Annotated in this window: 11 protein-coding genes; 4 read left to right on the top strand and 7 right to left on the bottom strand. The window is 65.6% G+C overall.

Going from position 1 to position 12,002, the window contains the following annotated elements:
- Both ESZ60_RS16745 and ESZ60_RS16740 read left to right on the top strand, forming a co-directional pair.
- Nucleotides 1–256 (top strand): metalloregulator ArsR/SmtB family transcription factor (locus tag ESZ60_RS16745; protein WP_134681863.1); only part of this gene is annotated, 256 nt, incomplete at its 5' end.
- A gap of 175 nt (nt 257–431) precedes the next feature.
- Nucleotides 432–761 carry a hypothetical protein gene (locus ESZ60_RS16740; protein ID WP_134681862.1) on the top strand — a complete coding sequence of 110 codons (330 nt, stop codon included), beginning with the start codon at nt 432–434 and terminating at the stop codon, nt 759–761.
- A gap of 211 nt (nt 762–972) precedes the next feature.
- Here the strand turns inward: ESZ60_RS16740 and ESZ60_RS16735 are convergent, their stop codons facing one another.
- Nucleotides 973–1,662, bottom strand: a complete 690-nt coding sequence (locus ESZ60_RS16735; RefSeq protein WP_209021334.1) for a L,D-transpeptidase — start codon at nt 1,660–1,662, stop codon at nt 973–975.
- Nucleotides 1,663–1,780: 118 nt separating this feature from the next.
- On the opposite strand from ESZ60_RS16735, the gene ESZ60_RS16730 reads away from it, so the two are divergent.
- A complete protein-coding gene (locus ESZ60_RS16730) occupies nt 1,781–2,425 on the top strand; it encodes a DsbA family protein (RefSeq protein WP_134681861.1) in 645 nt (214 codons plus the stop codon).
- Between the two features lie 497 nt (nt 2,426–2,922).
- Here ESZ60_RS16730 and ESZ60_RS16725 read toward each other — a convergent pair whose 3' ends face one another.
- The 6 genes from ESZ60_RS16725 to ESZ60_RS16700 form a co-directional block, all read right to left on the bottom strand.
- A complete protein-coding gene (locus tag ESZ60_RS16725; protein WP_134681860.1) occupies nt 2,923–3,648 on the bottom strand; it encodes a thioredoxin fold domain-containing protein in 726 nt (241 codons plus the stop codon).
- Between the two features lie 218 nt (nt 3,649–3,866).
- Nucleotides 3,867–5,504, bottom strand: a complete 1,638-nt coding sequence (locus tag ESZ60_RS16720; RefSeq protein ID WP_134681859.1) for an FAD-dependent oxidoreductase — start codon at nt 5,502–5,504, stop codon at nt 3,867–3,869.
- 399 nt (nt 5,505–5,903) lie between these two features.
- Entirely contained in the window at nt 5,904–6,782 is an 879-nt protein-coding gene (locus tag ESZ60_RS16715) for an alpha/beta fold hydrolase (protein WP_134681858.1), read from the bottom strand.
- A gap of 215 nt (nt 6,783–6,997) precedes the next feature.
- Nucleotides 6,998–7,291, bottom strand: a complete 294-nt coding sequence (locus ESZ60_RS16710; protein WP_134681857.1) for a hypothetical protein — start codon at nt 7,289–7,291, stop codon at nt 6,998–7,000.
- A gap of 39 nt (nt 7,292–7,330) precedes the next feature.
- Nucleotides 7,331–7,894 (bottom strand): cysteine hydrolase family protein, encoded by a 564-nt coding sequence (locus ESZ60_RS16705; RefSeq protein WP_134681856.1) that lies wholly within the window; start codon nt 7,892–7,894, stop codon nt 7,331–7,333.
- 24 nt (nt 7,895–7,918) lie between these two features.
- A complete protein-coding gene (locus ESZ60_RS16700) occupies nt 7,919–8,893 on the bottom strand; it encodes an alpha/beta fold hydrolase (protein WP_134681855.1) in 975 nt (324 codons plus the stop codon).
- Nucleotides 8,894–9,137: 244 nt separating this feature from the next.
- On the opposite strand from ESZ60_RS16700, the gene ESZ60_RS16695 reads away from it, so the two are divergent.
- Nucleotides 9,138–11,924, top strand: coding sequence for an ATP-binding protein (locus tag ESZ60_RS16695; RefSeq protein ID WP_134681854.1), 2,787 nt, complete (start codon nt 9,138–9,140; stop codon nt 11,922–11,924).
- Nucleotides 11,925–12,002 lie beyond the last annotated feature (78 nt).

The following is a 12,002-nucleotide window of genomic DNA, read 5'->3' as shown; positions in this document are numbered from 1 at the left end:
GCGCCTGTCTCTGGTGGCAAACCCCAAGCGGCTTCTGATCCTGTGCGAGTTGGTCAAGGGCGAGATGTCGGTCGGTGCATTGCAGGCCCGGATCGGTCTGAGCCAGTCGGCGCTGAGCCAGCACCTCGCGCGGCTGCGCGACGCCGGCATGGTCGCCACCCGACGCGAGGCGCAGACGGTCCACTACCGCATCGCGGACCCAGATCTCGAAGTGCTGATGGCCGCGCTTTACGCCGCCTTTTGTCAGGAAAAGTGATTGGCCCGCCCTTTCTGCCCGCAAACCACAGAGCCAAGTCGGCTCCGGGGCGCGTTGCAGCCACCCGGCACAGGGTTGTTGCGTCCCTTGCGCCCTCACCGCTTCTCGAACAGTTCATGATGGAAGCACTCTTCTACTGCTACACCCTGCGCGGCGAAATCGGCGCGCAGGGCGGATGCGAAACCGTTCGGACCGCAAGACCGCAGGGCCGCCTCCGCCAAGCTGGCACCACTTCGCGTATATGCGCGCCGTTCAAGCGACCGTCGCGGGTATCGATCAGCAGATGCAGTCGGACATTCGCGGCGCGCGCGTCGGCGGCCAGTCGCTCCAGTTCCGCCTCGTCCACCTCATTCGTGATGTGGAAAAGATCGACCCGCGGCAATTCGGGCCCAAGTTTACCAGCCGCGCGTTCCTTCATGCGCGCGACGAAGGGCGTGATGCCGATGCCTGCGCCGATCCAGATCTGCTGATCCCGCCCGTCATCGAAGGTGAAGCAGCCGTATAAGCAACTGCTCCATCCTGTCCGATTGCGCAAACCTGGAAATTGCAATTCGCCAGGTTGATCGCCAGCATCCTGATTGCCGTCTTCATCGATGTCCCAATCCGTTCGGTTCGGATGTAACCATCGTGGCATACGAGATGCGGTTGGGTGGGAGCATCCATCGCATCGGTTCAGTTGCGCCACCCGTGGCTACATCCGCATCCACCGCCGCATCCTAAAAGATCGTGACCTGCGTGCCGACCTTCGCCACGGCGTAAAGCTGCGCGATATGCTCATTGTAAAGCCCGTAGCAACCGCTCGAGGATTTGCGACCGATCTTGCGCGTGTCGTGGGTACCGTGGATCAAGTATGCTGGCCATGACAGATAGAGCGCATAGATGCCCAAAGGATTGTCCGGGCTACCACCGGCGACGCTTTGCGGCAGGGTTGGATCGCGCTCGCGCATACTCGAGGTTGGCGTCCATGTCGGCGCCTGCGCCTTGCGCACGACCTCGGTCCTGCCGCGCTTGGTCAGTTCTTCCGAAACAGGGATGGAACAAGGAAACAGCAGATAGGTGCTTTCATCGCCCGACCAGAAATGCAGCGCGCGCGACATGATATCGGCCAGGATCACTCCCTTTCCGAGGCTGGGATAGAACTCGCTCCAATGCCGTGTCCGAAAAGAGGAAAGGTTGCGGCGCGTGTCCTGCGTCGGGTCGATCTGATAGCGCCCCAGATCCGGTGCCCGGCCGACGGGGGCCATGCCTTGCACGACCGCTCCCGTCGTCGGATCAACGGTCTGCGCCGCCGCCGACCGGGGCAGCGAAAGCCCCGTCGCCAGCAGGCCGCCCAGAAAGACGCGACGGCTGGCGCCCGTTTGGCAACCACTGGTGAAAAGAGGTGGGCGATGGACAGGTTGCGCCATGGGGAATGCTCCAATCGTTCGAGGCAAAGTGCCGATGGCGCCCTGATGGCTGACCCGGCTTAAGCCCAGCTTAAGGCGCGCAACCTAGCCCCTGCTCCGAACCATCGAAGGAGCAGTCATGGCACATCTTACCTTCCCCTCGCGCAATCGTCGGAATTTCCTGCAACTTGGCCTTGCCTCGGGCGTGGTCGCGCTGGCGGCGTCCCCCCTCTCGGCGCAAGAGAACGAGATGCCTGCCGCGCTGCGGCAGGCGCTCGAGCGCGAGCAGCTGGGCGCGGTTCTGGGCAACCCGGCGGGTGACATCACTCTGACGGAGTTCTTCGACTACAACTGTCCCTATTGCCGCAGCATGGTCGCGGACCTGCACCAGGTGATCGCGGATGACCCCGGCTTGCGTGTGGTTCTGCGGGAATGGCCGGTTTTCGGCGCGGGGTCGCTTTACTGCGCCCGTGCGTCGCTCGCGTCACTTCGGCAGGGGCGTTTTCGGCAATTCCACACGGCGCTTCTGGCCATCAAGGGCCAAGCTGACGACAAAAGCGCCATGCGCGTCGCTGCACAGGTCGGGCTGGATATTACCCGCTTGCGCGCGGACATGGAGGATGTCGCCCTCGCCCGGCAGATCGAGCACTCCTGGATCCTCGCCGAGCAGATGGGGCTGGTCGGCACCCCGAGTCTGATCGTCGGCAATCTGGGCGGCGTCGGCAAGCAGACGGCAGGGGAAATGCGCCGCATGATCCAAGAGGCGCGACGCAGCGGCACCTAGCGCAGATCCGCGATCCCGGAGGGCAGTCGCGCGCGGAAAATCTCTGCGCTTTGACCCGCGCGCAGCCTGTCATCGCGGTTGATAGACAGGGTCGCTGGCGGCCCCATCACCGCGCATGAGACAGAATCTGCATCAAGGGATCCCGCAACTCAGCAATCGTGATGCCTCATTCGCCCTGATCGACGAACTGGCCTGGCACATGAAACCTCTGCCCCGCCACCCCGGCCATCTCCGGCATCTCGCAACGGTCAGGTGGACGCCCGCTCATCTGATGACGGCCGGTGCCGTCTGCCAGTTGGGGGCGGAAACGCGGCTGCTTTCCCGCCGCGTCGGCTCCAGCGCGGAGCACAGCCCCAATACCCGCCCCTTGCCGGTTGATCGCGAAGAATACCCGACGTCCCAGCAATCTGGCCGCCATCAGCCTGACAACAGGCCAAGGGTTCAAATCGGCCGCCGATCGGAGGAAAGGAGCGGCGGCCCGAGCGACGTCCCGCCGATTAGCCGCCGCCCTTGAGGCGGGTCGCGGCGAGGATCAGTTGCGCCGGATCGACGCGGCCGATCAGTCGGCTGCCTTCGATCTCGTGACCATCAGCATCCAGAAAGATCATCGTCGGCGGACCGGCCGCGCCCATCTGGCGCATCAGCGCCTGCCTTTGGTCGTCCAGCGTGGTCACATCGGCCTTGAGCAGTCGCATGTCCTGCAATGCCGCAGCCACGGCGGGATGGGGAAGGACGCTCCGCTCGATCCCCCGGCAGGTCACGCACCAGTCGGCAGTGACATAAATCATGCTGGGTTGCGCCGACGCGCCAAGCGCCTGCTGCAACTGTTCCGGGTCCGTGATGGTGTCAAACGCCAGCGCTGCGGCGTTTTCCCTTGGGCCAGCGGCGACCGCGAGCGAGGCCTTGGCGGAAAACTCCGAGCCCTCGCCAAAGACCGGCCATTCGCGAAAAATCACGCGCAACGACTTGTCCTGCGAGATCAGGGCATGCACGCTTTTGACCGAAGCCCGGCAATGTGGGCAGTTGTAGTCGAAGAATTCGGTCATGGTGATGTTGCCGGAGCCGTTGCCAAGCACCGGCGCATTCGACTCGCGTTCCAGCGCGTTTCGCAACGCCTCAGGCATGGGATTTTCCCGGGCCGCAGCGGGCAAGGCGCCGACTGCCACGCCACCCGCCAGCACCAGCCCGCCCGTGATGAGATTGCGCCTTTCGATCTGCTGCATGTCCGACCCCTTTCGTCATCTGCACCTGCGCGCACCGGAATGTGTCCGGCACGGCGTGGTCCCTGTCGCCCGCCTGCCTTAAGCCAACCTTAAGGTCCGGGGGATACGCCTCGCCTCCCTCAGGATAACGGGAATCTTGGATGCGCGTTTTGATTGTGATGGACACCTGCGCCCCGCCATGCGGCGGGCGCGGCTGCATCAGGTTGCGAGATGCGCGGTCACGACCGCGCCCGCGCAGACGCACCCTCGGCCAGATAGCGCCAGACCTCGGAGATGACGACCGAGCCTTCTCCGACGGCCGAGGCCACGCGCTTGACCGACCCCGCGCGGATGTCTCCCACCGCGAAGATCCCTGGATGCGAAGTCTCGAAGGAGCGGTCCCGACCCACCGCCGCGCCGGTCAGGATGTAGCCCGCCGCGTCCAACTCGACGAGGCCCGACAGCCATTCGCAATTCGGCGCCGCGCCGACCATGACGAAGACGCCGCAGGTGGAAATGCGCCGGGTCTCGCCGGTCGCGGTCGCGATCTCGGCGGCGGCGAGCGCCCCTTCGCCATGCAGCGCGGAAAGGGTCGTGTTGTAATGAATGGTGATGCCGGGATGGGCGGCGAGCCGGCTCGACAGGTAATCCGACATCGAACTGGCAAGCGAGTCGCCGCGCACCAGCAGATGCACATGGCTGGCGCTGCGCGACAGGAACATCGCCGCCTGGCCCGCGGAATTGCCGCCGCCGACCACAATCGCCTCGGAATTGCGGCAGCGGCGGGCCTCGAGTTCGGTCGCGGCGTGATAGAGGCCGTGGCCGAGAAACTCCTCGAAACCGGGGATGGCAAGGCGGCGGTATTGCACCCCGGTCGCCACCACCAGCGCGCGGGCGCAGATCTCGTTCATGCAGTCGAGGGTGACGCAGAACAGCCCGTCCTCGCGCCGGGCAAGCCGGATGACGCGGCGCGGCATGGCAAAGCTGGTGCCGAACTTCATGGCCTGCACCTCGCCGCGCCAGACGAGGTCGGCACCCGAGATGCCGGTCGGGAACCCCATGTAATTCTCGATCCGGCTCGAGGTGCCGGCCTGCCCGCCGATCGCCATATCCTCGACCACCAGCGCGCGCAGCCCCTCGGCCCCGGCATAGACACCGGAGGCGACCCCGGCCGGGCCGCCGCCGACGATGATCACGTCGAAGACCTCGCCGGGTTCGGCCCGCAGGTCGAGGCCCAGCCGCTGCGCCACCTTTTGCGGCGTCGGCGCCTCGATGACATTGCTCTGGCCAAAGATCACCGCAGGCGCGCCGGGCGCAATGCCGCATTCCTCGGCGACGGCATGGGCGCCGGGGCAGTCGAGATCAAAGACCCGCACCGGCACATGGTTGCGTTCGGCGAATTCCTCGATGCGGCGGATACCTGCATCCCGGTCCGGACCGATCAGCGTCAGCCCGGTCGCGCGGCTCTCCAGAAGCAGGCGGCGGCGGGCGGCAAAGACGGTGATCACGATATCCGAAAGCTCGGGGATCTCGGACATCAGCCGCAGCATCTCGCGCCGCTCGACGGTGATGGCGCGCGTGGGCCGCATCGCTCGCAGCGGCAACTGGTGCGCGCCGCCGCCGAGAAAGGCGATCTCGCCCGCGAATTGCGTGGGTCCGATCGTCGCTTCCATCACGCGGTCGCGCGAATAGGGATGCAGGACCTCGATCTCGCCATCCTCGACATAGATGAAACGGTCCATGGGATGGCTGGTCTCGGCGACGATCTCGCCCTGGGCGAAGACCACCTCGCGCCCGATCCTGCGCAGGGCCTCGACATGCTCGGCATGAAGTGGCGTTCGTTGCATCTGCCGCAGGTCGTGGCCGATCGCTTCCATCGCATCCTCCGCGTTTGGGGGCGCAGAAATCCTAGCAGAACCCCCCGCCCCTTGTCCTGCGGCCCGTGCAGACAATGGCGGCCCGTGTTTCCACCCGTTCCCCAAGCTGGCCCTTGGCATCGCGCAGCCCGCGCGACCTCCGCGCCGCCGCGAACCGCTTCGGATGGGCCTCCTCGGCACTGCGCCCGGCTGCCCGCAAAGGATCATGCCGGGATGCATGGGACATGGCGCTGGCAGACATCGGCCAGTTCCGCTCGGGGCCAAGTGCGCAGCTTGGCCCGGCTGGGCAGGTCACCGGGCCAGTCGGGGCAAGCACATCCTGACCCGCCGCCTGATCACTGAGTTGAAATGCGCACGGGGCCGGCACGTTGAGCCCGCACTCGTGGACCTGCATGCGGCTCACTCGGCCAAGGTCTTCACGCGGTTGCGCACGAAGCTTGCGATGATCTCGGCAGCCATTTCGGGGACTTCATGCTGCGGGCCATGTCCCATCTGCGGCAGGACCAGAAGATGCAGACTTTTCCAGCGTCGGCTGAGGGCGAACCAGTTGGGCGCGGGAAAGACGATCTCATGGTCGCCGGTAATGACGAGGATCGGAATGCCGCAACGGGCCAGAAATTCGCCATATCCGGCGCGATCGGGAAAAATCTCCTCGCCCGCGCGTTCCTGCAGCAGGCGTAGATAGGTCTCGGGCGGGATTGGCGGGCTCTTGTCGCCCGCGCGCGCCGCAATCCTGTCATGCGAGCGCGCGGCGGCAGCGCGACTTTCGGGGGCGTCCGGCTCGAAGAACAGGATGGTCTCGTCGGTCAGATCGTTTTCGGGCTTCAGCGCCCTTTCCAGAAAGATCGGTTCGGAGGGTGGATCGAGCGGGCCCGGAGGCGAGGTTCCGATCAGCACGACATGGCTGACCCGCTCGGGATGCTGCGCCGCAAGAACCTGCGCGCCGATCCCGCCGAGCGACCAGCCCCCGATCACGAATGTCCCGAGGCCAAGGCTGTCGGCCAGGTCGATCGCGTCCGCGGCAAGCGCCTCGGCCTGATAGCTCGGGTTGCCGGTCGATTGGCCAAGGCCGGAATAGTCAAAGGTGATGACGCGGAAATCTCGCGCCAGCGCATCCAGAAAATCCGGGTCCCAGCTGTCGAGTATGCCGCGGAATCGCAGGCAGAGCAGCAAGGGCGGACCCGAGCCGATCTCGCGATAGGCCAGCTTTCGGCCCCGGCTCTCGACAAAGCGGGTCGGGACGGTGCGTGCAGAATTGATCTTGGCAGGAGTATTCATGGCATTCTCCTTGGATGGATGGGCGGCAGCATGAACCAAAGGCCCAAGGCGTGACATTCTTCGAACCGGTGCTGGCGCCATACCTTGGGATAGGGTCGCCCTTCGCCCGGAACCTCTGCCAGCAGCGGCGGCGGTTTCGGCGAACCGGCTTGGTTCAGACAAGGCGGGCGCGGATCGCGGGGGCGGTGGGGAGACAGGCGATCCGCGCCCTTCCCTCAGGCCGCGCGCGTCTGCTTCGCGCCGGAAAAATCGACCGGCACGTCGCGCGTGACTTGGAGGCAATCGGGGACCAGACCGAGGCCAATATGGGCGAGGTTCTCGGTCCGTTCCGCATGGTCATATCTCGCAGCGCGCCGCGCCGCCCCATCCGCCTGTCCGATCTGGCCGCGCTGCTTGGCCCGACGGATGGCAAGGCGATGGCACCGTCCGGCCTGCGGCTCGGCCGTTCCTCGGCTGTGCCGGTGTTCGGCAGTTGCTCCCGTCGCACGGGGTGGGTCGACTAGGTTCATGCGGCTCATCCCAGGTCGTTGCGTGCTGCAGGTGGCTGGTCAGACGACCTCGGCCATTAGGGCCAGGTATTCCTCGGTCGAAACCGTCTTGGCATAGGCGAAGGACAGCGCCGACATGAAGGCGGCATGGGCCATCTCGGCCGGGACATGAACGCCATCGAACTGCAGATCGCGCGAGGCGCAGGCATCATGGACCAGCGTCACCCGATAGCCGAAATCGGCCGAGGCCCGCGTCGCCGCATCCACACACATATGGCTCATATTGCCGCAGATCACGAGTTCCGAGACGCCGTTTGTGTCGAGATGCGCCTTCAGATCCGTGCCCAAATAGGAATTGATCCTATGTTTCAGCACGACATGCTCGCCCGGGACAGGCGCGACCGAGGCATGGATCGCGGCGCCCTCGCTGGCCGGGCGGAAGAACGGCGCGTCGCCACTTTCGAATTCATGCCGGATGTGAACGACCACCTCGCCCGCGTCCCTTGCCGCGGCAATCAGCCGAGCGGCATTCCCGGCGGCGCGCTCGACCCCGGCAAGTGGCCAGTCCCCTTGGGGGAAATAATCATTCTGGATGTCGATGACGATCAGGGCTTTCCGGGGCATGGCCTTTTCCTCATTCCGGGGTGATCAGCTTTGGAAAAATGCGAGCAGGTCGGCATTGATCACGTCGGGATGCGTGGTGCACATGCCATGATCGAAGCCGGGATAGGTCTTGAGTGTGCCGTTCTTCAGCAATTTCGCCGAAAGCGGTGCGGAATCGGCATAGGGCACGATCTGGTCATCATCGCCATGCATGACCAGAACCGGCACGTCGATCGCCTTAAGATCCTCGGTGAAATCGGTTTCGGAAAAGGCCTTGATGCAGTCGTAATGCGCCTTGGCCCCGCCCATCATGCCCTGCCGCCACCAGTTCTCGATCACGCCGGGGCTGGGCGTCGCGCCGGGGCGGTTATAGCCGTAGAACGGCCCCGAGGGGACATCCTTGAAAAATTGCGCGCGGTTCGCGAGAAAGGCGGCGCGGAACCCGTCAAAGACCTCGATCGGCAGGCCGCCAGGATTGGCCTCGGTCTTGACCATGATCGGCGGCACCGCGCCGATCAGCACCGCCTTGCCGACCCGGCCGGGCTTGGCGCGGGCGACATAGCGCGCAACCTCTCCGCCGCCGGTCGAGTGGCCTACATGGATCGCGGCCTTCAGGTCGAGATGGTCGGTCAAAGCCGCCACATCGGCCGCATAGGTGTCCATCTCATTGCCCGTGAAGGTCTGGGTCGAACGGCCATGCCCGCGCCGGTCATGCGCGATGACGCGAAAGCCCTTGTCCAGAAAGAACATCATCTGACTGTCCCAATCATCCGCCGAGAGCGGCCAGCCGTGATGAAAGACGATGGCCTGCGCCTCGGCCGGGCCCCAATCCTTGTAGAATATCTCGGTACCGTCGGAAGTCGTGACATAGGACATGGTGAAGTCTTCCTTTTTCAGGGTGGTGTCATCGCCGCGAGCGGAAAGAGTCGGCAGGACCGCCGCGCCGATCGCGGCGCCTCCTGCCACCAGAACATCGCGCCGCGACAGCGTGGGAAGTATCGGTTCGGTTCGCTCGCGCATCCTGTGCTCCATTTGACGCTGCTGGGAAGATGCTGCGGTCTAGCCGGGGCGCTGGCGAGTAAATCGTCGCAAAAAATTGCAAAACCGATCACCCGGCGGCCGGGCCGCGCCTGCGGCTACCGTCCGAAAAGGGCAAAGAAGTTAAGGCCGAACCCGATTCCAGTCAATTCCACAATTCGGAAGGCAGACATGGCCAAGCGCCGAACCTAAAATCACCGCGTCTTTCCATCGGCGGAGAGCGGGCATGGACAAGCAGAACGACGACAGCAACGAGATCCGGTTCGGTCACTACCGCTATTTCCCGGGGCGGGGTGTGCTGCTCCGGCAAAGCGAGACGGTCAGGATCGGCAGCCGGGCGATGGCGCTGCTGGACCGGCTGGCGCAGGAACCGGGCCAGATCGTCGGCTCCGCCGAACTGATCGCCTCGGCCTGGCCCGGCACCCATGTCGACGAGGCCAATCTACGGGTGCAGATGTCGGCACTGCGGCGTCTGCTGGACGCGGGCGCGGCGGGTCCGTCGCATATCACCAACGCGCCGGGCCGGGGCTACGCGCTGACCTGCCTGCCCGCAGCCTGTCCCCGCCCCGAGCCGGTGCCCTCCCACGGCACGGTCGGGCTGGTCTCTCCGGTGACGCCGATGATTGGCCGGGGCGAGGCCGTGGCTCTGGCCCTGGACCGGATGCAGAGACATCGCTGCCTCAGCGTCGTGGGGCCCGGCGGGATCGGCAAGACCCGGCTCGCGATCGAGCTCTGCTGGTGTCTCGCGGAAGAGGAAGCCTTGCGCATCTGCTTTGTCGACATGGCGCCGCTTGCCTCGGCAGAACTCGTGGCCGCCACGGTCGCGGCAACGCTTTGTGCGCCCGGGGTTTCCCCCGACCCGCCCGAAAGCCGCATCCTTGCGGCGGTGCAGATGCCGACGCTGCTGGTGCTCGACAATTGCGAACATGTGCTCGAAGCCACGGCAGCGCTTGCGGCCCGGCTGCTGCGTCAGGCACCGGAACTCCGTATCCTGGCCACCAGCCGCGAGCCCTTTCTCATCGAGGGCGAGGCGATCCTGCGCCTGGGCGGGCTTGCCCTGCCCTCCGAGCAGGCGATGCCCGCCACGATGGGCGCGGCGCTGGATTATCCGGGCGTCGAACTGCTGGTCGAACGAGCGATGGCGGCGCAGGCAATGGCCTTTTGCGACCAAGACGTTCCCGCGCTGGTCCGGATCGCCAGCCGGCTGGACGGCATCCCCCTTGCGATCGAACTGGCCGCCGGACGGATCGAGGCGATCGGTCTTGAACCTCTGGCCCGCGCGCTCGAAGGCCGGATCTCCCTGCTTGACGCAGGCCGCCGCGCGGCCCTGCCGCGCCATCGCACCCTGGCCGCGACCTTGCAATGGAGCTTTGATCTGCTGAGCGAGGAAGAGCGCGACCTGCTGGTCGTGCTGAGCGCCTTTCAGGGCGAATTCCAGCTCGAGGCGGCGCTGCGGGTCTCGGCGCGCGACTTCGAGACCTTGCTGCGTCTGGTCGCCTCGCTCGTCACCAAATCCTTCGTGATCGTCAGCTGCTCGGGGGAAGCTATGCGCTACCGGCTGCTCGAGACGACCCGCGCCTTTTGCACAGCGCTTCTGGCCGCGCGGCGCGATGCGCGGGACATCCAACACCGTCACGCGGCGCATCACGTCAGCGAACTCGCACAGGCCATCGGGGCCGGCGCGGGCGATCTGGGCTTGGACCGCAATGGCGAGCTGCGCCGCATCGCCGCCGACGTGCGCGCGGCGATCTGCTGGGGGCTCGGCAAGGACGGCGATGCGCGGCTTGCAGTGGAACTGATCGTGGAAAGCGGCCCGATGTGGCTGCGGCTTTCGATGCTCAAGGAATATGCGCTGATCATCGAGCGCGCGATGGATATCCTGGCCGCGCATCCCGAACTGGACGAGACGGATCTGGTCTGGCTTGCCCCGAGCATGCATAAGGCATGGTACAATTCGCTTGGCCTCTCGCCCAAGATCCAGCCCATGCTGATCAAGGCGATCGAGGTGGCGCGGCGAACCGGGAACCGAAGCTGCCTTCTCGATTGTCTCTGGACCATGTTCGGAACGCGCCTGACACAGGCAAGATATGGGGACGCGCTGACTTATGCCCGCGAGTTTCAGGCGGTCGCCGAGGCCTCGGGGGACGCGGCGCAGATCGCGATGGCACATCGCATCGTCGCGCTTGGCATGTGGCGGGACGGCAATCTGGGCGATGCCGGGCGGCATGGTCGTGCCGCGCTGCGCTCGACGGCGCAGATGACCGCGCATGTCCAGCTTGACCTGATGTACAAGCAGGGCGTGACCGCGCGCGCGAATATGTCGAACCATCTCTGGCTGACGGGTCAGGCCGACGCGGCGCTGGATCTTGCGCATGAGGCGGTCACCGTCGGGCTATCTGGCGATCTTCTGGGCCTGGCCTATGGCCTGGGCATGATGATCATTCCCCTGACCTTCTGGGTGGGCGATATCGAGCAGGCAGAGGCGCTCTCTGCGCTGCTGATGAAGGTCTCGGTCGAGAATGATTTCAGCTATTGGGCAAAATGGGGCCGGACCTATCAGGGCGCGGTTCACCGCCTGCGCCACGGCGCGCCCGCCGCCGATGATGCGATCGAGCTTTATGGCGACGAACTGGACGGCCTGCATCGTCATATCCTCGCAACCATCCTGCCCGGTCTCGCCATGGACTGGGTGACCCGGCTTGACCCGGACGCGCCGCGCGGAAGGCCGCATTGGTGCAGTGCGGAATTGCAACGCATCGCAGCGCTGCACTTGCTCGCTGACGGCGATGCCGAGGCCGCCCGCGCCCAGCTTGAATTCGCAAGCCGCACGGCACGGGCGCAGGGTGCCGTTGCATGGGAACTTCGCGCCGCGACCAATCTGGCGGAGCTGGACCGTGAGCGCGGCCAGCCGCTTTCCGCACAAAGACGGCTGGGCGATGTGCTTGGGCGCATCCCTCAGGGACAAAGAACCCGTGACGTCACGCAGGCACGGACGCTCATGCAGGCCTTGTAGCGGGACACCCGTCCCGCGCCACCAGCCACGGGCCTTGGCAAGAGCCCGCACACGTCACGCCCGGGCCGCCGCGCCTGC

The sequence above is a fragment of the Paracoccus ravus genome (assembly GCF_004522175.1).
Classification (GTDB): domain Bacteria; phylum Pseudomonadota; class Alphaproteobacteria; order Rhodobacterales; family Rhodobacteraceae; genus Paracoccus; species Paracoccus ravus.
The sequence above is the reverse complement of the archived record's forward strand: the minus strand, read 5'-3'. Positions and strand labels throughout refer to the sequence as shown.

Bases quoted from the DNA above. Each gene is read 5' to 3' on its own strand.
- ESZ60_RS16740 (WP_134681862.1), top strand. From the start codon at position 432: ATGCGAAACCGTTCGGACCGCAAGACCGCAGGGCCGCCTCCGCCAAGC.
- ESZ60_RS16735 (WP_209021334.1), bottom strand. From the start codon at position 1,662: ATGGCGCAACCTGTCCATCGCCCACCTCTTTTCACCAGTGGTTGCCAA.
- ESZ60_RS16730 (WP_134681861.1), top strand. From the start codon at position 1,781: ATGGCACATCTTACCTTCCCCTCGCGCAATCGTCGGAATTTCCTGCAA.
- ESZ60_RS16725 (WP_134681860.1), bottom strand. From the start codon at position 3,648: ATGCAGCAGATCGAAAGGCGCAATCTCATCACGGGCGGGCTGGTGCTG.
- ESZ60_RS16720 (WP_134681859.1), bottom strand. From the start codon at position 5,504: ATGGAAGCGATCGGCCACGACCTGCGGCAGATGCAACGAACGCCACTT.
- ESZ60_RS16715 (WP_134681858.1), bottom strand. From the start codon at position 6,782: ATGAATACTCCTGCCAAGATCAATTCTGCACGCACCGTCCCGACCCGC.
- ESZ60_RS16710 (WP_134681857.1), bottom strand. From the start codon at position 7,291: ATGAACCTAGTCGACCCACCCCGTGCGACGGGAGCAACTGCCGAACAC.
- ESZ60_RS16705 (WP_134681856.1), bottom strand. From the start codon at position 7,894: ATGCCCCGGAAAGCCCTGATCGTCATCGACATCCAGAATGATTATTTC.
- ESZ60_RS16700 (WP_134681855.1), bottom strand. From the start codon at position 8,893: ATGCGCGAGCGAACCGAACCGATACTTCCCACGCTGTCGCGGCGCGAT.
- ESZ60_RS16695 (WP_134681854.1), top strand. From the start codon at position 9,138: ATGGACAAGCAGAACGACGACAGCAACGAGATCCGGTTCGGTCACTAC.